Here is a 25,057-nt window from a genome sequence, read left to right on the forward strand (position 1 = left end):
AAAAAGAGAGTGATGAGAACGGATCAGAAGGAACGAAGCAGCCGCTTAAGTCGCATCAGTCCATCGTTGATCGTCTCATCCGCCACGGCACAGGAGAGTCGAATGCAGCGGTCATCGCCGAAGGCCAGGCCCGGAACCACGGCCAGGCCTTCCTGTTCCAGGGCTTGCCGGCAGAACTCCATCGAATCGGGCAAGCCGTCCGGCAGGCGGGGAAAGGCGTAGAAGGCCCCTTGAGGGGGCGTCAGGGTGATGCCCTCCAGAGCCTGCAGCCCTTCAGTGAGCAGAGTTCGGCGGCGGTTGTAGCTGATGGCCATCTCGCGCACGCAATCTCGAGGCGCTTCGATCGCCGCCAGAGCACCCCGTTGAGCAAAGCTGCACACATTGCTGGTGCTCTGGCTCTGCAGGGCTGAAGCAGCCTTGATCACGCCAGCATCTCCAGCCAGATAACCGAGGCGCCAGCCGGTCATCGCCCAGCCTTTGGCAAAGCCGTTCACGGTGAAGCAGCGCGAGCGGATCTCTTCGGCAATGGCCGCAAAGCTGCAGTGCTGCTGACCATCGGCCAGGAGATATTCATAGATCTCATCGCTCATCACCATCAGCTGGGGGTTACGGGCCACCAGCGCGGCCAGGGCTTCCATTTCGGCCCGTGACATCACCTGGCCGCTGGGGTTGCCAGGGGAATTGATCACCAGCAGTCGGCTGCGTGGGGTGATCTGCTGCTCCAGCAGATCGAGGTCGAGACGGAAGCCTTCCTCCGCTTTGGTGGGGATGATCCTCGTGCTCGCCCCGGCCAGGGCCGCCATCTCGGGATAGCTCAGCCAGTAGGGCGCCGGCACGAGAACTTCGTCGCCGGGATTGAGCAGCACCTGGAACAGGTTGTAGATGGCTTGCTTGCCACCGTTGGTGACCAGCACCTGCTCGGGCTGAGTTGGAATCCCGTTTTCGACGCTCAGTTTGTGGGCCAGAGCCGCACGAAGATCGGGGTCCCCCGCGGCGGGGCCGTAGCGGGTGAAGCCGGATCCCAGAGCATGCTGAGCCGCTTCAACGATGAATGCAGGCGTCGCAAAGTCCGGCTCACCGGCACTGAGGCTGCAGATGTCCTTACCGCTGTCGCGCAGTGCTTTGGCCTTGGCGCTGATCTCCAGCGTCAGCGACGGTTTGAGGGCGACAGCCCGGTCGGAAAGTTCTGGCGGGCGCGGCATCGGTAACGCACCTCCCCGCGGTGCGTTTAAAACTTCATCATCCTGCCTCAGATGGTGTCGCAGACAACCTTGATTTCTCAGCGCCCATGAATGCGATACAGATCAGCTGGGTCTTGGCCGCAGAGGACAGCGCCAGATTGGCGACGTTCTACAGCGAGCTGTTTCAAGCCACGTTGAAGCCTGGGCTGGCGGAGCACCACTGCATCCTTCAATTCAGCGATGGCACCCAGCTGGAGATCTACAGGCCCTCACGCCGGCGCTCTTTTCCAGCCCGAGGGCGAGCGCTGGCGCCCTGCTTGCGGCTCTCCCCATCGCAGCAACCCCTGCCTGAACTGCAACGGCTGCTCAGCAACGCCCTGCAGCGTGGTGGATCGCTCCTCGAGGAGGCGCGGCTTGAGCCCTTTGGTGCTGAGGCCTGGATCCACGATCCGGAGGGCAATCCCCTGTTGCTCCTGGCTCCCCTGGCTTCCGTTGCTCCGACGTCATGAACCTCTCCAGCCTGGAGGCCTGCAGTTCTTGCGCTGCCTGTGATCTGGCCAGCACGCGCCAGACCGTCGTGATCAGCCGCGGCAACCCCAAGGCGGATCTGATGCTGATCGGTGAAGCACCCGGAGCTCAGGAAGATGCTCAGGGCGTCCCGTTTGTCGGGCGTTCAGGACGTGCCCTCGACCAACTGCTGCGGGATGTGGATCTGGATCCCGAGCATGACCTCTACATCTGCAACGCGATCAAATGCCGGCCGCCCAACAACCGACGGCCGAAAAAGGCTGAGTTGGCCGCCTGCCGGGCCTGGCTTGACCTGCAACTGGAGACCGTTGATCCCACGGTGATCGTGCTCACGGGAGCCACCGCTGTGGAGGCCATCCTTGGCATCAAGGGGGGCATGACCCAGCTTCGTGGTCAGTGGCAGAGCTGGAATGGACGGGCGGTGATGCCGATTTTTCACCCCTCCTATCTGCTGCGCAATCCCTCCAAAGCAGCCGGCGCGCCCCTGGATCTGACACGGCAGGATCTCGACGCGGTTCGGCGCAGGCTGTGCGAACGTTGACGCGCTTCACCACCGGCCCCATGACTGCCCTGGATCGGCGCTACGACACCCAGATCCACCGCCGAGTGACCCGCACTGTGATGGTGGGTGATGTGCCCGTGGGCAGCGAGCACCCGATCGTGGTGCAGTCGATGATCAACGAGGACACCCTCGATATCGAGGCTGCTGTAGCCGGCATCATCCGCCTGGCGGAAGCGGGCAGTGAGATCGTGCGGGTGACGACCCCATCGATGGCCCACGCCAAAGCGATGGGACAGATCCGTCAGGAGCTTCGTCAGCGCGGCTGCACCGTTCCCCTGGTGGCGGATGTTCACCACAACGGCGTCAGGATCGCCCTGGAGGTCGCCCAGCACGTCGACAAAGTCCGGATTAATCCCGGCCTCTTCATTTTTGATAAGCCAGATCCGAACCGCCAGGAATTCAGCCCCGAGGAATTTGCCGCCATCGGTCAGCGCATCCGTGAGACGTTCGAGCCCTTGGTGACCCTGCTACGAGATCAGAACAAGGCGCTTCGAATCGGTGTGAACCATGGCTCCCTGGCGGAGCGGATGCTGTTCACCTACGGCGACACCCCTGAGGGGATGGTCGAGTCAGCGATGGAATTCGTGCGCATCTGCCATGAGCTTGATTTCCACAACATCGTGATTTCGATGAAGGCCTCGCGGGCTCCGGTGATGCTCGCGGCCTACCGCCTGATGGCGGACACCATGGACAAGGAAGGTTTCAATTACCCACTCCACCTGGGCGTCACCGAAGCCGGTGATGGTGATTACGGCCGGATCAAGAGCACCGCTGGCATCGCCACTCTGCTGGCCGATGGATTGGGAGACACCCTCCGGGTCTCACTGACGGAGGCCCCCGAAAAGGAAATCCCCGTCTGCTACTCGATTCTTCAATCCCTGGGTCTGCGCAAGACCATGGTCGAGTACGTCGCCTGCCCCAGCTGCGGTCGCACCCTGTTCAATCTCGAGGAGGTGTTGCATAAGGTGCGCAACGCCACATCCCACCTCACGGGTCTGGACATTGCCGTGATGGGGTGCATCGTCAATGGTCCCGGCGAGATGGCTGACGCCGATTACGGCTACGTCGGTAAAACCCCGGGCGTGATTTCGCTGTATCGCGGCCGTGATGAAATCCGCAAGGTGCCTGAAGCTGAGGGTGTTGAAGCCTTAATCCAGTTGATCAAAGAGGACGGTCGCTGGGTGGAGCCCGCCTGATCTCGTTAGTCTGAAGAATCAGTCCTGAAGGGCCATGGTTCGGAGTCAGCGCCTGCGTTCTTTGGTTGGGTCGACTCCGTTGCTGTTGATGCTGGGGGTTGGTGGTGTGGTCACCGCCCTGGGCATCAGCTCGCCAGGTCTTTCCCTGCCATCGGCTTCCGGCGGATCGATTCACGACAGCCCCAAGGAGGTGATTGATCAGGTCTGGCAGATCGTTTATCGCGATTACCTGGATTCCACGGGCTCCTACGACGAAAGAACGTGGCGCCAGTTGCGGAGCAATCTGCTGCGCAAGTCCTACGGGGGCAGCGCCGAGTCCTACGAGGCGATCCGGGGCATGCTGGCCAGCCTTGATGACCCCTACACGCGTTTCCTTGATCCGAAGGAGTTCAAGGAGATGCAGATCGACACCTCCGGGGAGTTGATGGGCGTGGGGATCCAGCTCAGTCTCGACAAAGACACGAAAGAGCTGATTGTTGTCTCTCCGATTGAGGGCACCCCTGCATCCCGTGCGGGCGTTCAGCCCAAGGATGTGATCGTTTCCATCGATGGTGCCTCGACCAAAGGCATGACCACCGAGGACGCCGTCAAGTTGATCCGTGGTCCGGAAGGCACCGATGTGGTGCTGGGACTCAGGCGCCAGGGTCAGGTGCTGGATGTGCCCTTGAAACGGGCGCGCATTGAGATTCATGCCGTGAAGGCGATGCTCAACACGGCGCCCAATGGCCGCAAGGTGGGCTACATCCGTCTCAAGCAATTCAATGCCAACGCCACGCGTGAGATGCGTGCGGCCATCAAGGATCTGGAATCACAGGCTGCTGAGGGCTATGTGCTGGATCTACGCAGCAATCCCGGCGGCTTGCTTGAGGCCAGTGTGGACATCGCCCGCCAATGGCTCAACGAGGGCACCATCGTCAGCACCCGAACCCGCGCAGGAATCCGCGATGTGAGGCGCGCCACGGGTAGTGCAATCACCGATAAACCTCTGGTCGTGCTGATTGATCAGGGATCCGCCAGTGCCAGCGAAATACTTTCAGGGGCACTTCAGGACAATTCCCGTGCCCAACTCGTTGGACAGAAGACCTTCGGCAAAGGGCTTGTCCAGGCCGTTCGCGGATTGGCCGATGGATCCGGTCTGACGGTCACCATCGCGAAGTATCTGACACCCAAGGGAACCGATATTCACAAGAACGGAATCCAACCGGACATCGAAGCTGCGATGTCGAAGCAGGAGATCAAAAACTTCTTGGTTGAAGACCTGGGAACCCAGAAAGACAGTCAGTACCTGACTGCTGAGGGGACCCTGATGAACAAATTGAGGAAGATTCAGGCAGGCACGACCTATCAACCCGGCCGGGCCAATCTCAGCTACGCGCTGCAGTAACTCAGGAGATCGGCTGCATCAGTCCGCCGCCACCACCACCGTTGGAGTCGTCATCGTCTGAAGCGCCGGGCTGGAACAGGGCATACACACCAAGCGCGGTGGCACAGAAAACGCCGCTGATCAGTTCCAGAGAGACGCCACTAGCACCGATCTCGACGAATTCACCCATGACCAACGGATTTCGCTGGAACCAATGTAACGAAGAATTGCGTGGTTGGTAACGTTTTTCTCAGAATTGGTTTCAGGCTTCAGACCTGAACAACCTCTGCATTCTTGGCACGCAGCTCTTCCTGGCGCTGTGCCTCCGTTTTGCCATCGGCATCGGGAATCTGGGCTGCCATCAAACGCAGCCATTCCATCAGCTGTTCCAGTTGCTTCTCCATGGGGAGAACACCAAGACCGCGGGCCATCACCTTGTGCTGGATGCCGCTGCCGGCCTGATACACCAAACGGCCATGCAGATGCTGGGGCAACCCCTGGCGCAGCAAACGGAACGCCGGTTCCTCCATGGGAGTTTCAAGCACGATGTTGGGCTTCTCCGGCTTGATCCTGGAGAAGCCGCACCGCTTCGCCAGCAGTTTGAGTTCCATCAGCTGCAGAAGCGACACCACGGCAGCGGGCAGCGCTCCGTAGCGATCGGCCCAACCCGCAGCCAGCTCCACCAGGGCCTCGGCGGTGAGGCAGTCGGCGGCAGCCCGGTAGGCCGCGATCTTCTCATCCGGATCAGTGATCCAGTCCGCAGGCACGAAGGCCGTGACGGGGAGGTCCACCTGGGTGTCTTCAACGCTGGGGATGTCTTGACCCTGAATTTCCGCCAGGGATTCCTGCAGCATCTCCATGTAGAGGTCAAAGCCGATGGTTTCCATCTGGCCGCTCTGCTGCACGCCGAGGAGATTGCCCACTCCACGGATCTCCATATCCCGCATGGCGAGCTGGTATCCACTGCCCAGTTGGGCGAACTCCTGAATGGCGCGCAGCCGCTGACGGGCGGTGTCGCTCAGCGATGCGTTGCCCGGATAGAACAACCAGGCATGGGCCTGAATCCCACTGCGACCGACCCGTCCCCGCAATTGGTACAGCTGGGCCAGGCCAAAGCGGTGGGCGTCCTCAATCAGGATCGTGTTGACACGAGGAATGTCCAGGCCGCTTTCCACAATCGTGGTGCAGAGCATCACGTCGGCTTCACCGGCGTTGAACGCCACCATGGCGTTCTCCAGTTCGCCCTCGGCCATCTGACCGTGAGCCACCAAAAGCTTCAGGCCTGGCAGCATTTCCCGTAGGCCTGCAGCCACCTCCTCGATTCCTTCCACCCGGGGAACCACATAAAACACCTGGCCCCCACGATCCAGTTCCTGGCGGATGGCGCTGCGCACCGCCTCCGGATCCAGAGAAGCCAGGTGCGTCTTGATCGGACGGCGCAGTGGCGGTGGTGTGGTGATCAGGCTCATCTCCCGCACCCCCGAAAGGCTCATGTAGAGCGTTCTGGGAATCGGCGTTGCCGACAGGGTCAGCACGTCGACGTCCTTCCGCAGCACTTTGATCTTTTCCTTCTGCTTCACACCGAAGCGCTGTTCTTCATCCACCACCAACAGACCAAGCTCTTGGAACGACGCTCCTTTGCTGAGCAGCTGGTGGGTTCCCACCACGGCGTCGATGGTTCCCTGCTTCAGTCCATCGAGAATGGATTTGCGTTCCGACGCCGTCCGGAAACGATTCAGCAGAGCCACCTTGATCGGATATGGCGCGAAGCGTTCCGAGAGCGTGCGCCAGTGCTGCTGAGCCAACACCGTGGTTGGGGCCAGCATCGCCACTTGCTTCCCAGCGGTGATGGCTTTGAAGATGGCGCGGATCGCAACTTCGGTCTTGCCGAAGCCAACGTCCCCGCACACCAGTCGGTCCATCGGCTCCTGTCGTTCCATGTCCCGCTTCACGTCGGCCGTGGCCTTCAGTTGATCCGGCGTCGGGTCATAGGGGAACGACTCCTCCATTTCCACCTGCCAGGGGCCGTCGGAGGGGAAGGCAAAGCCTGCGGCCTGTTGCCGTTCTGCGTACAGCTTCACCAGATCAAGGGCAACCTTGCGAACCGCCTTCTTGGCCCGTTCCTTGGCCTTGTTCCAGGCCATGCCACCCATACGGTTGAGCTGCGGGGGTGTTTCACTCGTGGCCCGATAACGCCCAAGGCTGCCGAGTTGATCGGCGGCAACCCGAAGGATTCCATCGGCGTACTGCACCACGAGGTAGTCGCGGATGTCGCCTGACATCGCGAGTTTTTCCATGGCTTTGAAGCGGCCGATGCCATGGTTCCGATGCACCACGAAATCGCCCGGGCGCATCTTGTTGGGATCCACCGTGCGGCTGGCGGCCTTGCGGCGACGGCGCACATAGCCACTGGAACTGAGGCTCTGCTGGCCAAAGAATTCACGGTCGGTGACCAGAGCAATCCGCCAAGCCGGCAGCTGCAAACCCTCAAGTTCGGCCGTGCCCCTCACCTTCAGGGCGACGGGGGTGTTCTGCTCAATCAGACGGGAAATGGCATTGCTGTCTCCCGCGTTCGGCACAAACCGACTGATGCAGTCGTGCTCCTCCAGCAGCGCAACCGCTCGGCTGGGTTGTGCAGACACCAACCAAACCGCCGTGCGTTCGGTTTGAAATCCCTTGATCAGTTCCCCGAGTTTTCCGAATTGGTTGGGGTAGGCCGCAACAGGGCGGCTGGCGAGGTCAAAGCTGTTGGGGTGCTGGTCGACTTCGAGCAGTTCTGCCATATCAAAGCCATGGAAGACCTCCGTCAGGGCATAGGCGGCTTCAATCTCACGGTGCAGAACCGCTGGCCAGAGCCGATCACGATCGCCCTCGTCCAGACCCGCCTCAGCAGCCATGTCGTGGTGATGTTCCTCCACATGGCTGAGCCACTGTTGTCCGTGGGCCAAGCCCTGGCGTCGCTCATCGATCACCACTGTTGTGGAGTCCGGCAGGTAGTCGAGAAGCGAGGCGGGTTGCTCCCAGGCGAGCCCCATCAGCCGGCGCATGCCTTCCGGGGTCCCGCCGTTCAAAAGCTGCTCTGTGCCCTCGCTACCAAGCAATTGCTCCAGTCCATCGGGCATCGTCTCCCTGAGCTGGTCCGCAATCAGAGGCCCAAACCCTGTTGGTGTGAGTCGAAGCGCATCGACGGGGTCCAGTGAGCGTTGGCTGGCGGGATCGAATTCCCGCAGCTTGTCGAGCTCCTCTCCGAAGAATTCGAGTCGAACAGGCAGCTCACTGCTCACCGGGAAGATGTCGACGATGTCGCCGCGACGGCTCCAGCTCCCCTCCTGCTCAATGGTGGTGACCCGCTCGTAGCCAAGTTGGGACAGCGTCTCGCCCAGTGCCCCTAGATCAACCTCATCCCCTTTGCGCAAGGTGCGCGTTTTTGTTATCAGAACATCCGGCGGGGGGAGATGGGGCTGCAAACAACGTTCCGTGGCAACGATGGCCCAGGACGCCGCGTTGGGTTCCCCCAGCAGGTCACTCAGAACCTGAAGTTGCCCCCAGGTGATTTCACTTGTGGGATCGAAGGGTTCATAGGGAGAGCCTTCGCTGGTGGGGTACAGGCTGGCCTGGCTCCATCCCATTAATTCCAACAGCGCTGTCCAGCGTCCCGCTTCCTCAAGCGTTGGCACCACCACGAGCAGAGGTGCGCCCCGCCGCTGTGAGAGCGCGCTGGCCACCAGAGCTCGGCTGCAACGACCAGCCCCGCGCATCAACAAACGTTCGGGGCGGCTTGAGCGCTCATCAAGCTCACCGGTGAGTGCAGTTTCCTGCAACTTGGTCACCAGGGAACGGAGCGGCATGGAGCAGGCGTCGGCAATCCATGATCTTCGCAATAAGGTGCCAGCAGCTGCGTTTCACCGGTCGATGCCGCGCTACCGCTGCCCCTCCTGCTGTTGCGGCCCGGCCTTGGTGTTGCATCTACCCAAGGGGGTTGTTCCGCTCTGCTCCAGCTGTGCGACACCGTTGCAGCGTCAGCCCCTGGTCCGGCCCATTCCGCTGCTGGTGTTGCTGACTGTGGGCGGCGTGCTGGTTGCTTCCTCGATCCCCATCCTGTTCACCCCCGAACCAGCCCCCAGCTCAAGGCGCGAAAAACTGGCCTAAGGCGGGGTTTTCGGTTCAATACGTCGGTATTGGTGCCTTCATGACCCTCGGCCGTTTTCTTATTTTCTTCGTGATCGGGCTTGTGCTCGCCCTCACCATTCCTCAGTTGACCTGGTTGCTTTGGCCCCTGGCAGCTTCAGCACTTTTTGTTGTTGTTCAACTGATCCGCCCCTGAATGCCGGTGCGTTTAAGGCCGAACCGGCGCTCAAGACAATCAGCAGGCATCCACAGAAAAGGTGAGCACGTCGTGGGCATCACGATGGTCTCCCGACGTAATGGCAACACAGGCCAGCTGACCATCCTCAAAACAAGTTTTCGACTTGAGCACAAATTTGGCGGCGTCACTGTGGGACCAGACCGCTAGACCCTGTTGTTGGGCTTCGTCGTTGTAGATGTCCCAGAGCTCGGAGAAGCGATCTGCCTCCGGTCCCTGCAGAAATTCACCGAGGGCTTCATCAGCACCAACTTCACGGAAGCGATCCAGAAAAGACCGCATCAAGGGATCATCGATCACGTTGCTGGTGGCGATGGCACCAGTGATGCCGCGAACTGAGGTACGAACTACCCGGTTGGGTTCGGTACGTGCATCAATGATGACGACGGGGCATTGGAGATCCCAAGTGCTGCGATTTCTGAGTTCACGGCCCGCTTCGGACATGTCATCCCGAAGCTCATTGATCAGTTGCCGTACAACAAAGGTCGGGTCATCCATGACTGACCTTATCGCAAGTGCAGCTGGTGAATTAGGCAGGTTAAAGATTCAAAACGTTGATATATCAAGTGGCATTCAGGCCAAAAACGCTCGCTAGGAGCATCCGCCTCAGCTGGTTATCGATTCCTCGCGGTTTGCTCAATCGCCTTGGTCTAAAACGCGTTCACGGGATTGCAGACCTCAAGTAATTTATCTGCACTGAAAAGCATGCTGTACAATAAATGCAGCGGAAGTGAAGTCCATCACAACGGCAATATCTTCAAAGGCATCAAGCCAGAAATCTGATTATTTGGCTAAAGCTGCGGAGTACTACTCACGAGCAAAGCAATTGATCGAAGTCGATCAAGACTGGCAGGCTTCGGGCTCCATGATCCTCAAAGCGCTTGCCGAGGAGAGGAAGTCTGAAAATACTGGTCTTCAGGTGATGAATGTGATCAAGTACCAAAAGCCCAAAACAAAGCTGGAGTTCAACTTCCGCAGTTGAGTTATCAGCTGATCCACTCCTCGCGACAGAGCTCTGATCTCATTACCGCCCCATAGGGGCCATTCCCCCCTTCAGGAAAGAAGCGGAGGGAACGACCTGGCTGCGCAGAGTGTGTAGACGATTCACCCTGCTGCAATCGGCATGGACGCCGTATCAGTCCCTGCCGCAAACCCGTTGTAGGCCACTAGCCCCGACCATTCCTGAGTTTTAATGCCTATTTGGCCTGGCTGAGTGTCTGCTCCTCCAGCAGCATGTTGAACTGCAGTAGCTGTTCATCACTGAGTTGTTGACGACTGGTCGCCCCCAGTTGTTGTTGGAGAAAGGTCCTGGCTTGATCGGAGCTCCAACCAAGCTGCTTCAACATTGCATCTCCTTGTTGAAGCAGATCACCACGACGGATGGGTGCTGGTGCGGTGGACGCGTCGTCGTTGGCTTGGATCAACTTCAACTGACGCAGATAGGCCACCAGATCGGCATAGCGCGTGAGCTTGTGGCGGCTGCCGAGCGCGAAGGCCCGGGTCAAATACTCCTGCTCCTGCTCTCGAGACCAACCAATGCGTCTGATTTCCATATCGATGGCGGTCAGCTCATCACTCCAGTCGTCAGGATCCGTTGGTGTTTCAGAGGGGGCATTGTCAGCAGGGGTGGCTGGGACCTGATCGGTGGCAGGGGTGGGTGGAGCAGACGAGGGCTGGGGCTGCTCAAGTTTTCTCGGCCGCTCCACGGGCACCTGCTTCGGATTTGGCTCATCCACCCGGGGGGCTTCAGGGCGAGCTGAATTCAGGGGCTGTTGTGGCCCCTCAGTGGACCCCAGCCTGGAGTTCAGGCGTCGCAATGCTCTCTCCTCAGCCTCTTCAGCAGTGGCGGCTTCACCCAGGGCGCTGCCCTGCAGAGAACCGTCGAGCCAGGCCTCGACCCGCACGATGCATCTCAGGGTGTCGACGTGACACAGCTCGGCCCGGATCTGCATCGCAATGGAACAGCGCTTGCACTTTCTAGGCTGCCGCGATGGACATCACTTCGCTTCCCTCACTGTCGGATTTCTTCGAAGGTGCCGATCAATGGGGTGAGGTTTTGGCCCTGCTGCCTGTTCTGGTACTGCTGGAGCTGATCCTGTCGGCTGACAATGCCGTGGCCCTCGCGGCCATCGCCCGCAGCAGCCGCCAACCGGAGCGGGAAGGCCTTGCCCTCAACCTGGGCATTGGCATTGCACTGGTCTTGCGGATCGCCTTGATCGTTGTGGCCCAGTGGGTGTTGCAAAACGCCTGGGTGCAACTCCTCGCTGCGGCCTATCTGGTTTGGCTCGTGGTTGATCACTTCAACAACCGATCAGGCGATGATGCCGAGTCCAGCGAAGGACATGAATCAAACGGTCTGTCTCGCCCGTTTCTGAACACGGTTTTGCTGCTGGCTTTCACAGATCTGGCCTTCTCCATCGATAGCGTCGCCGCAGCCGTGGCCATCAGTGATCAGATTGTGTTGATCAGCACAGGTGCCTTCATCGGCATCGTGGCACTGCGTTTTACATCCGCCCTGTTCATCCGCTGGCTTGATCTGTATCCACGGCTTGAAACGGCTGGGTTTCTCGCCGTTGCTTTCGTGGCGCTGCGCTTGATTGTTCATGTTGTCGTGCCCAGCCTCAATCAACCCGATTGGCTCACCTTGGTGGTGGTGCTGTTGCTGTTTGCCTGGGGAATGTCGATCCGCAGCAAGGAACTCGATCAGGACGAAGGCCATGCTTGTTGAACTTCGCCATATCAGTGGAGACCGTTTGCTCCATCGCGTTGATCTTGAGGATCCGCCACAACCGGGGCGATGGCTTGTTGTGGAACAGCAATCCTTCCTTGTGATGCAACGTCGTCACCGTTACGCCCTTCGCAACGGTCGCTATGTGATGGCCTCAGTGGCCTTGTTGGTGAAACCCCAGACGCGTCCCGCCGATGCAACACCCTGGAGAAATGGCTGGGTGATCGGTGATCCCAATTGTCGTTTCAATGCCCGTAGTCCTTTGCTCCGCTGTGCTGTGTGGCCGGAAGGCCCCTGCGAGAACTGCAGCCACCGTGAACTTCGCTGATTGATGAAACCGGACTGGCTCACTGGGCGACTCTGTGCTGGCCATGGCGTCGCCTCCGGAACAAGCAACGATTCACCGTATCCGGATGGCACAATTCGAATGCAATTCCCCGTGTTCCAGTCCTTAGGGCTGGACCTTTCGGGCTGTTACTTCGGCACGCTAAATCTCGACTTTGCCCCCCTCGAGGTTTCACTTTCAAATCCAGATCACCTGTTTGAAAAGGTGCGATGGACCGACCTCCACCCCCCCGAAACGTTCTCGTTCTGGAGTGTTCAGATCAAGTCGCCCCAAAGTGAGGTTGTGAACGGCTGGATTTATTACCCCCACCCCGAAACCAAGTTGCGTCATTGGCAACCGCCGACAACGTTGGAATTGCTTGCACCTCGATTATGCGGAGTGGAAACAGGCGGCACCATTCATCTCTGTGATCAAGGCCAACGGATCAAACTCATCGATACGGTTCGCTTGCGCGCAAGGTTGCTGGAATTTCTCAAATTCAGAGTTCTGGCTTCGCAGCAAACATTTTTTGAAGCCGACACCCTGTTGAAGCGCCAACAATGGCTTTCGACGATGTTCCCGGAAGCTCTTCAGCTTTCCGAGCAGGATCTCGATCGGGTTTGGTCACAAGCGCGGATGTTGTACACGGAATCCTGAATCAACCTTCGCCCAATCGATCTCCGGGAGTGGCGTTGAGTTGCTGCAACAGAACGGGGGCTGTGCTGCGTGCTTTCCCTTCCAGCTGTGCCTCCCGGATCAGAAGGGGGCAGCCTGAACTGCTCACCACAAGCCCCAGATCTTCAATCACTGCAAGGATCGTCCCTGGGGGATGCCCGCCGGTGGGCCATTGGCCCACGAGGTTGCGTCCCTCAGGACTGAGTTGATCCTGCAGGCGCTCGATCAACGGCTCCGTGCGCAACACCTTCAGGCGTTTGCTCTGCCACTGGGTGAACGCTCCGGGATGAAGCCCCATCACCTTGCGATGAATGCTGAGAGCAGGGGCAGACCAATCCAATTGGAAATCCTGCTTCTCCAGCATGCGGGCATAGGTCGACCCCTCGGCCTGAACCCGCACGTTGAGCCTTGCCAATCTCTCGACTTCTGGACCCGGTCCCGCCGCTTCAATCAGTGGCATCGCCTGAACCATCAGCTCTGCAGTGAGAGCACTGAGCCGTTCGGCCAAGGCGACGGAAGGTTCCAGCAGCTGGATCGGGGTGCGTTGCTCGAGCAGAACCGGACCAGTATCGAGCCCTTCTTCCATGGCCATGATCCCAACACCCGTTTCCTGATCCCCTTCGAGCAGGGACCACTGGATGGGACCAGCACCGCGCCAACGCGGTAGTAGTGATCCGTGGCCGTTCCAGCAGCCCAGGGGAGGCTGCTCCAACACATCCTTGGGAAGGATCTGTCCGAAGGCCACGACCACAGAGGCATCAGCACCGAGTGCAGCGATCTTGGCTTTGCAATCGTCATCCCGTCGGATCCGTTCAGGTGTGAACACAGGAAGACCGAGTTCTTCCGCCCTCGCCTTCACCGGTGATGGAACAAGCTGTTTGCCTCGACCCCGCCGACGATCCGGCTGCGTGACGACCCCAACGATGGTGTGGCCCGCATCATGCAGTGCATTAAGGGTTGGCACCGCATAGACCGGTGTCCCCCAGAACAGAATCTTCAACGTCAGGCTTCGCCGGTGATGGAGAGTCCATCCACCCAAACATGAGGGGAAACGCCTCGGTGGGTGATTTCAGAATCAGCTTCCAGATGAGCAATGCCGTTGAGAACAGAGCGGATGTCACCGGCAACCGTTGCTGCTTCAACGGAGACCCGTTCGCCGTTGTTCACCAACCATCCATCGAAGGGCAAGGAGAAGGATCCCTGGGTGGCTTTCACACCGGCGTGAAGCGCTGACAGATCCTCAATCAGCACGAAGGGGCCTGACTCGGTGCGGTGGTTGAGGCTGTTACCGCTGCTCACCTGCGGGTTGGAACCAACCACGAACCAGTCTGGACCCACCGAAACCTTGGCTCCAAGTCCAGCGTGGCCGGTGGGTTGAACACCGAAGGCTCGAGCCGTGGCTTCCGAGTGAAGGAAATTCCGCAGGGTTCCGCCCTCAATCAAGGAGAGACGTCGGGTTGGTGTTCCCTCGCCATCGAAGGCTGCCGCACTGATGTGTCCGGGGTGGAGGCCGTCATCGTGGAGGTTGAAGAAGGGAACCGCCACATCGGATCCAATCGAATCACGCTGGCTCAAGCTCACCCCATCGAGCACCGAACGCGCATTGAACATGCTGCTGAAGGCACCAAGCAGTGAGAGAAAGGCCTCGGGGGTGAAGCAAACCCGGTAGCTCCCGGTTTCGATCGGTCGATAATCCAGATGGCTGACGGTGCGATCAACAGCCTCGCTGATGCAGCCTTGAACATCCAGTTCGCTGCTGCCAAGACCCAAACGAACAGCTCCTCCACTGCGGGGCTTACGACCTGTTTCTTCCGCCCTCGCGTAGAGATACAGGCTGGCTTGGGTGCGCTCCATTTGGCGCAGTGCTCCCTCACTGTTGAGATAGAGGCTCTGGGACAGGGATTCCGCCAGTCCGTTGTAGGGGACGGTCTGGATCGCAGGGTGACGACCCAACAGATCGGCTTCCGCATCCCGAAGGGTGTCCAGCAGGGGGAGGATTCCTTGGCGTGGTTGAAGCGGGCGATCGAGCTCGGGGAGTGGAGCTGTGGCCAGGGGGGAGAACTCAGGGATGTCCTCGGGATTGCCAAAACGGCTGGCCGTATGGGCTCCAACCAGGGCTTGTTCCAAGCCGCTATCGGAGAGGTCGGTGGTGCTGGTGATGCCTACCAGGCCATCGCTGTTCCAAACCCGGACGGTGATGGAGCTCCGCTGCGAAGCCTTGAGTTGTTTGGCTTCACCACGATCCACCTGAACGGAGCAATCGTCACTGCAGGCGGCACCAAGATCCCAACGACGAATGCCTTCACGCGAGGCGAGGGTCTGAAGGCGATCCCTGAGATCCGATGCGTTGAGGCTGTTGTTGCTGCTCATCATCAACGGCCCCCCACCGTGATCGAATCAACTTTGATGTGGGGTTGGCCCACTGTGACGAAAACACTTCCACTCACGGATCCGCAGAACCCGGCAGCCAGTTCCAGATCGTTGGCGCACATCGAAATGCGTGGCATCACCTCCTTGGCATCACCGATCAACGTCGCCCCTTTCACCGGTTTGGTGAGTTTGCCGTTCTCAATCAGATACCCCTCTTCTACGGAGAAATTGAACTGACCTGTCGGGCCGACGCTTCCCCCACCCATGGCCTTGCAGTACAGGCCTTGATCGACGGATTCAATCAACTGTTCAGGGGTATGCGGACCGGCGTCGATGAAGGTGTTTCGCATCCGGCTCGCAGCTGCAAAGGCATGGCTCTGACGCCGGCCGCTTCCGGTGCGTTTGTGGCCCGTGCGCAGTTCACCGGCCCGGTCACTGATGAAGCGTTGGAGCACCCCGTCTTTGATCAGCACGGTGCGCTCAGGTTCCATCCCTTCGTCATCCATCGAGATGGAACCGAAGGATCCACCACTCAGCCCTTCATCGATGGCGGTGACTGCAGGGTGAGCGATCAGTTCACCAACCCGATCCGCGAAGGGCGTGGTGCCTCGTTCAATCTGGGTTGTTTCGAGCAGGTGACCACAGGCCTCGTGGAAAATCACGCCACCAAACCGGTTGGCGAGAACAGCCGGCATCTGTCCGGCATCCACGTAGTCGGCCCGCAACATCGTTCCAGCGCTGTTGCACACTTCAGCTGCACTGGCTTCGGCATCCCAGTCGCGAAGATCGTCCGGACGATCGGAACTGCCATAGCGGCGGCCAATGCTGGATCGGTGATCGCCGTCGGCGGCAAGAACGGAGAGACCGGTCGACTGATGCAGGCGGATGTCGCGGGCAAAAGTGCCATCGGATGCAGCCACCAGCACTTCCTGCCAGTCGCGGGCGTAACTGCCACGGCGCACCTGCAAGTGCTGACCAAGACGATTGAGATGGTCTGTGCCTTTGAGCAGGCACTGGCTGGCCTGATCCAGGGAGGGGCAGCGTTCCAACCAGTCGGCTTTGTTCAAGCCGTGGTCGGTCAGCTTCTTCAACCCTTCAAAAGCTGAAGGGGACGTGAGATGTTGCGCCTCGAGACCGAGCATGGCGAGGGCCTGATCGAGGGCGCGCTGGAGGCCGGCTTCGCTGAGATCGTTGGTGCTGACGAAGCCATCACGGCCATCACGGAACACCCTCAGGCCAGCTCCACGGGCGAACGACGGATTCACACTGGTGATCCGATCTTGTTCGGCAAGCAAACCGATGTGGTCGGTGCGCTCAAGAAACACCTCCACCAGGTCGGCTCCTGCGGAGCTGCCACGGTGCAGCAAGGACTCCAAGAGTCCTTGCCACTGATTCGAAAAGGCGTTGGTCAAGAAATCTCCTCGATTGGGCCGGGGGAGTCCCCTCAGCGCACAGCTGGCTGGAAACGATCGCTGTCGATCGCTGGCATCAGGAACAACTTGGCCATCTCGGCACCGTTTCCGATCCAGAAGGGCAGCTTGCGAAGCACTTTCAGAGGAGCGATGGAATCGCTTGCATCAGCCTTTTCCAATGCGGCGTTGTTGGCCACCAGCCGTTCGAGGCGTGTCCAGAACTTGTCGTTGTTCACATCAAGAACAACGGGGAAAACGCGCGCAGACGTTTCGTTGGTCTTCTCGATCACCATCTTGTCGTAGGTGCGAGCATCCAATCCGAGAGCCTCGTAGAACTCTTTGCGGGCCACGTCGCGCACATACATGGTGGCGAACACCGCCAACAGGAAGAAGCGGCACCAGAGTTTGGCGATGGGCCCACGAACCGTGTCCGGTTGGGCCTTCATCAGGGCATCAAAGAAATCACCATGTCGGTTTTCGTCCTGACACCAGTTCTCAAAGAAGTTGAAGATCGGGAAGATCTTGCTGTCGGGGTTCTTTTCGAGGTGGCGGTAAATGGCGATGTAACGCCAGTAGCCGATCTTTTCAGACAGGTAGGTGGCGTAGAAGATGAATTTCGGCTTGAAGAACGTGTAGTCCTTGTTCGCGGTCAGGAAGCCGAGATCCAGCTGCATGCCGAAATCACTCATCGACTTGTTGAGGAAGCCGGCGTGGCGAGCTTCATCCCGAGCCATGTGAGCAAAGCACTCGGCCAGAAGAGGGTTCTTCGCCTTAATGCGGCGGCTCAGTTCCTTGTAGAGCAGGAATCCTGAAAATTCCGATGTGCAGCTCTGCTCAAGGAATTCGATAAACACCTTGCGGGTTTCAGGATCCAGCTTGTCCGCAGCACCCTCGAACTCCTCGTTACGAACGAAGTGGTGGCGGTTGTAATCCTTCCTGAACTCTTCACAGATGGCTTCAAGTTCAGCCTCATTGGGCTGAAGGTCCATTGCCGCCATCGCTTCGAAATCGGTGGTGTAGAAGCGAGGGGTCAGGATTGTGTCCTTGACAGGATCCTTGATGGCTACAGCGCTGCCTTCGGCCACGGCGGTGGGAGGGACCATCAGTTGCGGTTCACGATCCTGCCAATGTAGGCGTGTCAGCCCAACCCCCGAGGCCAATGCGGGCGGTTAGTTACCTCCCAGCCACTTTTGGCCGTTGAGCCGTTGCAAGAGACGGGAAACGAGAAGGGCCAAAGACATCCGCTTCTCATCGATCAGAAAGCTCTCCAGCAGCGTTGGCTCGCTGCCGGCATCAGCCAGGGCAATCACTTTGGCGCTGTTGATGTCGGCCTTGGAGAAGCAGACCCAGAAGCGGCGCCCCCCTGGAAGCTCACCAACCACCATTGGACATTCACCACCGACGACGGGACGCTGCCCATCCACTCGCTCGAGCCGATCAGCGGTGATGTCATGTTCGGCCAACTGTTTGGCGACGGCCGGCAAAAACAGTGTGTCGATGAATTCAGGGAAGGGCTTGTCCTCCGGCTTGGGCGGCTTCGCTTTCGGCGCCGCTTTGGCAGGGGCCTCTTGACCTGAAGACTGCTTCTCGACTGGGGTTTCGCTCACCGATCCAGCATTGCTGGCGCAACTGTAAGCAGCTTGGTGCGTTGCTTACCAGTTCGCCTCCGGATCATCTCCCCAATCACTTAACTCCTGAGAAGGAGAGCCCACGGCTGAAGTGCCTGATGAAGTGTCCGACTGCGGGGGGACTGACGAACGGCGTTGAATCACGCGGTAGGCCACAGACACCGTTGGAGCCGGTTCTCTCACATCTCTTTCGGGGCCTGGGTTTGTGCTGGATCTGGGTGTCGGTTCGTAGTTGGTGTAGCCCCTCTCCTCAAACTCCGGTTGAACAGGGGAACGCCTCTGGCGACTCAGAGGACGCTCCACTGGGGAGAGCAAAACCGCTGCGACAGCGGCTGCGGCCGCACCACCAACGCCAGCCAGCGCTGTCCACGCCCCAACGGGGAGCGGAGGTGTTGTCCAAACCAGCAGACGGATCCGGGTCTTGTCTCCGACATTGGTGGCCGAAAGAACCAGCAACACCAGCAGTGGCGCCAGGCAGGGAATCAGCAGCAACCGCTGAAACATGCTCATTCCAGGGGGCCCTGCCAGCGCTTCAGGGGTGCAAGGTCCTCCTCCAGGCCGTCGAACAGGCGCACCACCAGGAAGTCCACCATCTCCTCCAAGGAATCGGGCCGGGTATACCAGGCCGGAATGGGAGCGGCAATGGTGGCTCCAGCTTCAGCGAGGCCGGTGAGGTTGCGGAGGTGAATCAGGTTGAAAGGCATCTCCCGGGGAGCAATCACCAGGGGCCGACGCTCCTTGAGATGCACATCCGCACAACGTTCGATCAGATCTGCGGCGATACCGGCATGGATCCGCCCGACGGTTCCCATGCTGCAGGGAACGATGACCATCGCCCGGGTTCTGTAGCTGCCACTGGCAATGCAGGCAGCCTGATCATTCCAGCGATGACAGGTGAGCTCGCCATCCTCCACCGACAGCCTCTCTCGCCAGAACGCACGTTGTTTCAGGGGATCAACAGGAATCGTCAGGCCCTGTTCCGCACGAAACACCTCATGGGCACCATGGCTGAGCACAAGATGCACCGAGCGCCCGCGCTGCAGCAGCAGCTGTAGGGCACGCTCGGCCAGGGGTTGAGCGGATGCACCGGTGACTGCCAGAACGTAGGGATGCATCACTCAGCGCTCGCTGAGGGCAACGGGCAGCGGCTCCGAGGATTCAGGCGCTGAGGATTCAGGTTCCGTGGAGCCATTGGAACCCTGGCTGATGACCTCAAGGTCGATCTGGTTGCGCAGAACATCCACATTGATCACGCGCACCTGTACGGCGTCGCCAAGTTGATAGGTCTGACGGTTCTTGCGCCCGACCAAGCGATTCTGGCGTGATCTGTATTCGTACCAGTCATCGTTGAGGGAGCTCACATGCACCAGCCCTTCAACGCGACTTTCACCAACTTCCACGAAAAAGCCATAGCTCTGCACACCACTGATGCGCCCTTCCACCTGTTCGCCGATCAGGGGTTGGGCTGAACGGGCCTGGATCATCGAAAGCAGATCCTTTTCCAGTTCCAACACCTGACGCCGTCGCGTGTTGAGCCGCTGCACGGTGCGCTCGTTCACCAATCCGTTCAACTTCTCGTCCTGGGATGCGGTGAACAGGGGCCACGTGAGATCAGCACCGGCACCCTTGAGGCCAAGCTTCAGACGGGTCTTGTGACGGACGGTTGGACGATCCTTGGCATCGGTCAGCAGCGCAACGATCACCTGTTGGTTCACCAGGTGGGCGTAGTGCTGGGTGGCACAGGTCCATGGGGTCAGTGAGCTGTTCCGGCTTGACGCAGCAACCTCGTCCCCATCGGAATCTGCTGCCGCAGGGGGGGCCTCTGTGGATGCCACAAGGGTGAGAGGTGGCAGAGCGTGACTGAGTTGTTGTTCCAGCACACGGCGCTGACTGCTGTCTTTGAACACCTGAACCAGCTCCGAAGCTGATGGACAGCCGTCGTCATCCAGTTCAAGGGGAAGATCCAGGGCAATGGCTGTCTTTGCCACATCGGTGAGCACGCTGCCATCGGGTTCATCCGCCTCAACGGTGATGCCCGGCAGTTGGAGCTCGAGTCGTTGTGCGGTCCACGCACGGTCGGCGGCCCTCAACAGAGGCTGAAGGAACGCATGGGGGTCGACCGGGTTGAACGCATCAACCCAGCGATGCCGCAACCCGCAGGGATCTGCGCTGCAGAGGTCACCAAGGGCCTCCAGCTGTGGAGGGCAGAGATCGAGTTGCACAACCCCGTTGGCACGCTCCTGCTCCAACAACAGCGTGCTGCAGAAGCGCAGGGTCTCCAGCTGACCGAGTTGGTCTTTGATCGGCTTGAGGGCGGTCGGGACGCTGCGCGCCTTGGGTTTGCGTTCCGCCAGGGCGACCAACTGATCGGCGCTCACCTCGGCGACGGGGCGCACTGTGCTGAGCATGAACTCCCAGTCGCTCACCTCACCGTTGGCAGAGACGTCGAGCCGAACGCTGATGGCATCAGCCTCGGACCCGGCCGAGAAGCTGGTGGCCTTGTGGAGGGCCGGAGTGAGAAGAGGTTGCCAGACTTCACCGAGGCAAAGGGCTTCACCGCGGTCGCGCAGGCAGGCATCGAGGCTGTTGCCCAGACCGATCCGCTCGCCCACGCTTGGCGCATGGACCCAGAGGCGACAACCGCCGTCCCTCGCTTCAACGTGCACGGCAGGTAACCCCGGTGCATCGTCCTGACTCCATCCTTTGAGAAGCAGCGACGGTTGTGCGGTGAGATCGATCCGGCCTTTGGACGCAGGGGTTTTGCCAGAGCTCCTGGGTGCCGTTGGACGGTCCTGGAGACCAACCTTGGTCAGCAGCAGGTCCCGGTCGGCTGCTGGTCCGCCATTGAGCGGGAGAGATCGCACAACGTGGCCGGCCGCAGGATGCTGAGCCACGGGATAGCGATCGATGCGCACCTCAACAACGCTGGAGACCTCATCACCGGGCAGATGCTTGGAATCTTCAGCTGGCAGCTCAATGCCGGCAAGCACTCTGTCGTCCAAGGGGGAGGCGAGCAGCTGGTCGCTCTGCTGCTCCACCTGAGCCAGGAGAGATTGCGTGGCCCGTTCCAGGATGCATTGCACACCTCCTTCAGGAGAGCGGCGGCGTCCGCCCTCCCGCGTCACCCGCACCAGCACACGATCGCCATTCCAGGCGTGGTTCAGCTGATGGTCACGGATGTAGATGTCCTCGCCGCTGTCATCGCGAATGGCGAAGCAGAAGCCTTTGCTGCTGCAACGCAGGCGAGCATCAATCAGATCACTCTCCTGGGGCCGTGTGAGACCACCCTCACTGGTCTTTTCGATCACACCGATTTTCATCAGTGATGAAACGGCAAGCTCAAGCGCCGCTTTATCCGTCTTGTTGCTGAGCTTGAGGATCTTGGCCAGTTGGTCGGGCTCAGAGAAGTGCTCCGTTGAGAGCTGATCCAGCAGATCGGCAACCGTAAATTTCATCGTGGCGTGCGCAGAAACCGACCATCAGGGCCGGGAGAGAGGGAAGGGGTGGTCGACGCTCTTCAGCAGGCCGTGCAGAGTCAGCCCTTCAAAGATCACTTTAGGACTCAGAAGTTTGATCCCCGTCCGAGTTGGCTTCACCATCACGGACGAGAGGAACCAGCAAGCGGCCACCGATCACGAGGAAACCAACGGAAGCCAGCAGTTGAAGCAGATCGCTGGGAATCACGGTTGCAACGGAACCACCGGCGAAGGCCCCCAGCAAACTGGCCAGAACCAACGCCGATGATGAGCCGAGAAACACGGCCAGGGGGCGATTGGACGTGCCACTGATTGCAACAGTGGCGAGTTGGGTCTTGTCACCGAGTTCGGCCAGGAACACGGTCAAGAACGTGGAGATCAGAAGGGGAAAATCCATCGTCAGCTCGCTGCATTGAGCCAAAGGGAGCTGGCGGCCTGAAGACCGAGCCAGATGCCGAGCGCCACCATCAGCACCCCAGCCATCAGTTCAAGACGCTCAGGCGGAAGGGTTTTGGCCAACCATTGACCGACGAGAACGCCCACAAGGCTGGATGAAATCAACGCCAGCGCGGCACCGATGAACACCAGAACAGGAGAGCCGGACTGGGCCGAGAGCAACAGCGTTGCCAACTGGGTTTTGTCGCCCAGTTCAGCCACAAACACTGTGGTGAAGGTGCTGAACAGCACGGCAGCAAAGCTGCGCGACTCAGGGCTTGTTTGCTCTCTCGTCAACAGAACCTCCCGCGGTCTGAGCGTGCTTGAACCTACGCATCACGCCACTGCGGCCGCCATAGGTGCTACGGATCTGTTGTTGGCAACAGGTGATGGCGAAGGCATCGAACTGATCATCGGGAACGTCAAAAAGACGGCCTAGACCACTGACACGACAAAAATCAGGACGCTCCTCATAAATCGTGCAGCGCTGACTGCCCGTGTCGTAGTGGATGCACCAGCCGTCAGGGCCAACCATGGCCAGATAGGTGCGTTGTTGCTCTTCGTTCAAGGCCGCCAGGGCATCAGCCCGTTCCTCCGGAGCGAGTCGGCAACAGGCTCCACAGTGTTTGATGCAGGACCATTGCGGCGTTTCTCGGCTCATGATTGAAGCTGTGACAAGCCATCACAGAGATCAGAACCAATCCGTCGCTCTTGGGACAGAGCCCCGTAGCCTGGGAGGCGTAACGATTTTGGACAGCGCTGCATCGCCATGGGCTTTGACATTCACCTGATCGCCAACTTTGCCGCCCTGGCGATGATCACCATTGCCGGTCCCGCTGTCATCTTCATCCTCTTCTACCGCCGCGGCGCACTCTGATCGCCTCGTTTTAAGGACGTAGCCCCAACCCGAGGCAGGCTTCCTCGATCAACTGAATCACCCGCTGATCCCTCGCCAGATCGTTGTCGCTGGTGAGGGATTGTTCTTGTTGAATGTTCGCCTGAATCGTCTCACCCTCGCCATTGGTGAGCTTCAGCCCTGAGGTTTCCGTCAACTGGGCGGTGTACTGCCGTGTGCCGCGGTCGATCAACACCAACGCCGTATGGGCACGGATGGCCTTGAGCTCCAGCTGCAGACGCTGTTCACCCTGCCAACGGTTGATCGAAATGCTGTAAGCCACGTCACAACATGCGGGAACAGGCGCCGCTGGATCCCATCGCCAGGCGATGGCGCGACGCTCACTTTCACCCTGGCGCAGCGTCAGGGCCAGGTGTCCTCCTTTGAGGTCGCGCCGATCCTCAACGCTCACCCCCCGTGACCAGAACAGCGGTTTGGGATGACCGATGCCGAAGGGGGCCAGGGATTGCAGGTGGCGCCACAGATCCCAGTTCACATCCTGCAACTGCAGCAGAGCGTCGGGTTGCACGGGACGCCCCTGGGCCTGGGTCATCAACCAGCCATCGGCTTCGGCGCAGAGGCGCTCATGCAGGGCATGCACGAATTCCGCTTTAACGGTGAATCCCCCGGCAGCGGGATGGCCTCCAAAGCGGGTTAGCAGATCACTGCAATGGGAGAGGGCACGATCCACCGCGAAGCCGATGGGTCCCCGTACCGAAGCCCGCAGACTTCCATCTCCATCTCCGGCCAGAAGAGCGGTTGGGCGGTGATAGCGCTCCATCAGCCGCGCAGCAACAATGCCAATCACCCCGTGGTGCCAGTGGCTTTGCGCCAACAGCAGGAATGAGGGGAGAGCGTCACTGGACTCCGCTTCCACCAGCGCCACGGCCTCCGCTTCAATCGCGTCGCAGAGATCCCGTCGCTGGCGGTTGTAATCATCACAACGGCGTGCGAGGGCCATCGCTGAATCAGGATCTTCAGCCGTGAGCAGATCCACCACAAGCCTCGGTTCCCCAAGGCGGCCCACTGCATTGATGCGCGGTGCAAGCTGAAACCCGATGTCTTCTGCCGTCAGCGGACGTTCCCCGAGACCCGCCAGGCGCTGAAGCGCTTGCACGCCCTTGCACTCGGAACGATGCAGGTGGTTCAGCCCCTCCAGCAACCAACTGCGGTTGGCCCCCACCAGAGGAGCCATATCGGCCACCGTGCCGATGCAAAACAGATCCCGGGCCACGCGGATCGCTTCTGGTTTGTTCAGCACATCGGCAACGGCATGGGCCAGCACATAGGCCAGCCCCACTCCGGCGAGTCCGCGGTAAGGCGAGCCGTCCGGGGTGGTGGCCGGGTGAATGAGCGCGGTCATGGGCGGCCGTTGCGCCGGGATCGTGTGGTGATCGGTCACGATCACCTGCATCGACAAAGTTGCGGCCAGTTCGAGGGCTTCCCTCGCGGCAACACCGTTATCAACGGTGACCAGCAGCCGCACGCCATCGTCGAAGAGCCGCTGCACCATGGCGGGATTGAGGCCATATCCCTCCTCCATCCGCGAGGGGATGGCGGGTTCCGGCTCAGCACCCAACGGGGCCAACGCCCGCAACAGCAAGGCTGTGCTCGTCATCCCATCGGCGTCGTAATCACCACAGATGGCAATGCGTTCACGGGAACGGCAGGCCGCTACCAAGCGCGTACAGGCCTGCTCGAGATCGGGGAAATGATCACGTGTGGGCGGTAGATCACCAGGGGAGAGAAAGCTCTCTGCCTCGGATGTGGAGCTGAATCCCCTGCGCCGCAGCACACAGCGCAGCGACAGCGGCAAATTAAGCCCTTGCAATGGCGATGGTTCCACCACGGCTGGAAGGGACCAAGACCAATGCAGCGGAACAGCCGGCAAGGGAACGCAACAGGCGGTGATGTCCCAGC

The 25,057-nt window shown here is 59.9% G+C and carries 28 protein-coding genes; 11 read left to right on the forward strand and 17 right to left on the reverse strand.

The annotated features are described in order from the left end of the window. Positions 1-23: 23 nt before the first annotated feature. Positions 24-1,202 (reverse strand): pyridoxal phosphate-dependent aminotransferase, encoded by a 1,179-nt coding sequence (locus SynM161_RS05840; protein WP_186542278.1) that lies wholly within the window; start codon positions 1,200-1,202, stop codon positions 24-26. Positions 1,203-1,315: 113 nt separating this feature from the next. Here SynM161_RS05840 and SynM161_RS05845 point away from each other — a divergent pair, with 113 nt between their 5' ends. Genes SynM161_RS05845 through SynM161_RS05860 form a run of 4 tightly spaced genes read left to right on the forward strand, consistent with a single transcriptional unit; the run spans position 1,316 to position 4,851 of the window. Continuing rightward, the gene (locus SynM161_RS05845; protein WP_255441970.1) at positions 1,316-1,690 is read left to right on the forward strand and encodes a VOC family protein; all 375 of its coding nucleotides are present in this window, start codon (positions 1,316-1,318) and stop codon (positions 1,688-1,690) included. Then, positions 1,687-2,250 carry a uracil-DNA glycosylase gene (locus tag SynM161_RS05850; RefSeq protein WP_186542280.1) on the forward strand — a complete coding sequence of 188 codons (564 nt, stop codon included), beginning with the start codon at positions 1,687-1,689 and terminating at the stop codon, positions 2,248-2,250. Before SynM161_RS05845 ends, SynM161_RS05850 begins: the two co-directional genes overlap by 4 nt. Before the next feature lie 20 nt (positions 2,251-2,270). After that, entirely contained in the window at positions 2,271-3,467 is a 1,197-nt protein-coding gene (gene ispG / locus SynM161_RS05855; RefSeq protein ID WP_186542281.1) for a (E)-4-hydroxy-3-methylbut-2-enyl-diphosphate synthase, read from the forward strand. Between the two features lie 34 nt (positions 3,468-3,501). Continuing rightward, positions 3,502-4,851, forward strand: coding sequence for a S41 family peptidase (locus tag SynM161_RS05860; RefSeq protein ID WP_186542282.1), 1,350 nt, complete (start codon positions 3,502-3,504; stop codon positions 4,849-4,851). Between the two features lies 1 nt (position 4,852). Here SynM161_RS05860 and SynM161_RS05865 read toward each other — a convergent pair whose 3' ends face one another. Together SynM161_RS05865 and mfd are read right to left on the reverse strand one after the other, a co-directional pair. Beyond that, complete coding sequence (locus SynM161_RS05865) at positions 4,853-5,020, reverse strand: hypothetical protein (RefSeq protein WP_186542283.1); 168 nt, start codon at positions 5,018-5,020, stop codon at positions 4,853-4,855. Between the two features lie 79 nt (positions 5,021-5,099). Then, a complete protein-coding gene (mfd, locus tag SynM161_RS05870) occupies positions 5,100-8,678 on the reverse strand; it encodes a transcription-repair coupling factor (RefSeq protein ID WP_186542284.1) in 3,579 nt (1,192 codons plus the stop codon). Positions 8,679-8,742: 64 nt separating this feature from the next. Here mfd and SynM161_RS05875 point away from each other — a divergent pair, with 64 nt between their 5' ends. Together SynM161_RS05875 and SynM161_RS12055 are read left to right on the forward strand one after the other, a co-directional pair. Then, positions 8,743-8,979: a hypothetical protein gene (locus SynM161_RS05875; RefSeq protein WP_186542285.1), complete on the forward strand. Its 237-nt coding sequence runs from the start codon at positions 8,743-8,745 to the stop codon at positions 8,977-8,979. A 40-nt stretch (positions 8,980-9,019) separates the two neighbouring features. Next, complete coding sequence (locus tag SynM161_RS12055) at positions 9,020-9,154, forward strand: hypothetical protein (RefSeq protein ID WP_255441972.1); 135 nt, start codon at positions 9,020-9,022, stop codon at positions 9,152-9,154. Between the two features lie 39 nt (positions 9,155-9,193). Here the strand turns inward: SynM161_RS12055 and SynM161_RS05880 are convergent, their stop codons facing one another. Next, the gene (locus SynM161_RS05880; protein WP_186542286.1) at positions 9,194-9,691 is read right to left on the reverse strand and encodes a hypothetical protein; all 498 of its coding nucleotides are present in this window, start codon (positions 9,689-9,691) and stop codon (positions 9,194-9,196) included. Positions 9,692-9,923: 232 nt separating this feature from the next. Between SynM161_RS05880 and SynM161_RS05885 the strand changes: the two genes are divergently transcribed. Then, positions 9,924-10,175: a hypothetical protein gene (locus SynM161_RS05885; RefSeq protein ID WP_186542700.1), complete on the forward strand. Its 252-nt coding sequence runs from the start codon at positions 9,924-9,926 to the stop codon at positions 10,173-10,175. Between the two features lie 214 nt (positions 10,176-10,389). Here the strand turns inward: SynM161_RS05885 and SynM161_RS05890 are convergent, their stop codons facing one another. Beyond that, positions 10,390-11,145 carry a hypothetical protein gene (locus SynM161_RS05890; RefSeq protein WP_186542287.1) on the reverse strand — a complete coding sequence of 252 codons (756 nt, stop codon included), beginning with the start codon at positions 11,143-11,145 and terminating at the stop codon, positions 10,390-10,392. Between the two features lie 38 nt (positions 11,146-11,183). Here SynM161_RS05890 and SynM161_RS05895 point away from each other — a divergent pair, with 38 nt between their 5' ends. From SynM161_RS05895 to SynM161_RS05905, 3 genes are read left to right on the forward strand one after another with little or no spacing between them, the layout of a single operon-like run. Beyond that, on the forward strand, positions 11,184-11,921 hold the full coding sequence (locus tag SynM161_RS05895; protein ID WP_115162059.1) for a DUF475 domain-containing protein: 738 nt from the start codon (positions 11,184-11,186) through the stop codon (positions 11,919-11,921). Continuing rightward, complete coding sequence (locus SynM161_RS05900; RefSeq protein WP_186542288.1) at positions 11,911-12,249, forward strand: DUF6464 family protein; 339 nt, start codon at positions 11,911-11,913, stop codon at positions 12,247-12,249. Before SynM161_RS05895 ends, SynM161_RS05900 begins: the two co-directional genes overlap by 11 nt. Before the next feature lie 3 nt (positions 12,250-12,252). Then, entirely contained in the window at positions 12,253-12,903 is a 651-nt protein-coding gene (locus tag SynM161_RS05905; protein ID WP_186542289.1) for a hypothetical protein, read from the forward strand. 1 nt (position 12,904) lies between these two features. Here SynM161_RS05905 and fmt read toward each other — a convergent pair whose 3' ends face one another. The 11 genes from fmt to SynM161_RS05960 form a co-directional block, all read right to left on the reverse strand. Further along, positions 12,905-13,921 carry a methionyl-tRNA formyltransferase gene (fmt, locus tag SynM161_RS05910; protein WP_186542290.1) on the reverse strand — a complete coding sequence of 339 codons (1,017 nt, stop codon included), beginning with the start codon at positions 13,919-13,921 and terminating at the stop codon, positions 12,905-12,907. A 2-nt stretch (positions 13,922-13,923) separates the two neighbouring features. Beyond that, positions 13,924-15,294: a TldD/PmbA family protein gene (locus SynM161_RS05915; RefSeq protein WP_186542291.1), complete on the reverse strand. Its 1,371-nt coding sequence runs from the start codon at positions 15,292-15,294 to the stop codon at positions 13,924-13,926. Next, complete coding sequence (locus tag SynM161_RS05920) at positions 15,294-16,703, reverse strand: TldD/PmbA family protein (protein WP_186542292.1); 1,410 nt, start codon at positions 16,701-16,703, stop codon at positions 15,294-15,296. Before SynM161_RS05920 ends, SynM161_RS05915 begins: the two co-directional genes overlap by 1 nt. A 32-nt stretch (positions 16,704-16,735) precedes the next feature. Continuing rightward, a complete protein-coding gene (acsF, locus tag SynM161_RS05925; RefSeq protein WP_115162054.1) occupies positions 16,736-17,806 on the reverse strand; it encodes a magnesium-protoporphyrin IX monomethyl ester (oxidative) cyclase in 1,071 nt (356 codons plus the stop codon). A gap of 66 nt (positions 17,807-17,872) precedes the next feature. Continuing rightward, complete coding sequence (locus SynM161_RS05930; protein ID WP_115162053.1) at positions 17,873-18,310, reverse strand: DUF2996 domain-containing protein; 438 nt, start codon at positions 18,308-18,310, stop codon at positions 17,873-17,875. A gap of 45 nt (positions 18,311-18,355) precedes the next feature. Further along, positions 18,356-18,841 carry a hypothetical protein gene (locus SynM161_RS05935; protein WP_186542293.1) on the reverse strand — a complete coding sequence of 162 codons (486 nt, stop codon included), beginning with the start codon at positions 18,839-18,841 and terminating at the stop codon, positions 18,356-18,358. Next, a complete protein-coding gene (locus tag SynM161_RS05940) occupies positions 18,838-19,446 on the reverse strand; it encodes a flavin prenyltransferase UbiX (RefSeq protein ID WP_186542294.1) in 609 nt (202 codons plus the stop codon). The genes SynM161_RS05935 and SynM161_RS05940 overlap by 4 nt, the downstream gene beginning before the upstream one ends. Positions 19,447-19,449: 3 nt before the next feature. Further along, entirely contained in the window at positions 19,450-21,786 is a 2,337-nt protein-coding gene (locus tag SynM161_RS05945; RefSeq protein ID WP_186542295.1) for an RNB domain-containing ribonuclease, read from the reverse strand. 100 nt (positions 21,787-21,886) lie between these two features. Further along, positions 21,887-22,204: a TMEM165/GDT1 family protein gene (locus tag SynM161_RS05950; RefSeq protein WP_115132611.1), complete on the reverse strand. Its 318-nt coding sequence runs from the start codon at positions 22,202-22,204 to the stop codon at positions 21,887-21,889. Positions 22,205-22,206: 2 nt separating this feature from the next. Then, on the reverse strand, positions 22,207-22,539 hold the full coding sequence (locus tag SynM161_RS05955) for a TMEM165/GDT1 family protein (protein WP_186542296.1): 333 nt from the start codon (positions 22,537-22,539) through the stop codon (positions 22,207-22,209). Beyond that, positions 22,514-22,903, reverse strand: coding sequence for a YkgJ family cysteine cluster protein (locus SynM161_RS05960; protein ID WP_186542297.1), 390 nt, complete (start codon positions 22,901-22,903; stop codon positions 22,514-22,516). Before SynM161_RS05960 ends, SynM161_RS05955 begins: the two co-directional genes overlap by 26 nt. A gap of 108 nt (positions 22,904-23,011) precedes the next feature. On the opposite strand from SynM161_RS05960, the gene psb30 reads away from it, so the two are divergent. After that, positions 23,012-23,119 carry a photosystem II reaction center protein Ycf12/Psb30 gene (psb30, locus tag SynM161_RS05965; RefSeq protein ID WP_025362280.1) on the forward strand — a complete coding sequence of 36 codons (108 nt, stop codon included), beginning with the start codon at positions 23,012-23,014 and terminating at the stop codon, positions 23,117-23,119. Positions 23,120-23,129: 10 nt separating this feature from the next. Here psb30 and recJ read toward each other — a convergent pair whose 3' ends face one another. Beyond that, entirely contained in the window at positions 23,130-25,028 is a 1,899-nt protein-coding gene (gene recJ / locus SynM161_RS05970; RefSeq protein WP_186542298.1) for a single-stranded-DNA-specific exonuclease RecJ, read from the reverse strand. Between the last annotated feature and the right edge of the window lie 29 nt (positions 25,029-25,057).

The sequence above is a fragment of the Synechococcus sp. M16.1 genome, assembly GCF_014279895.1.
Lineage (GTDB): Bacteria > Cyanobacteriota > Cyanobacteriia > PCC-6307 > Cyanobiaceae > Parasynechococcus.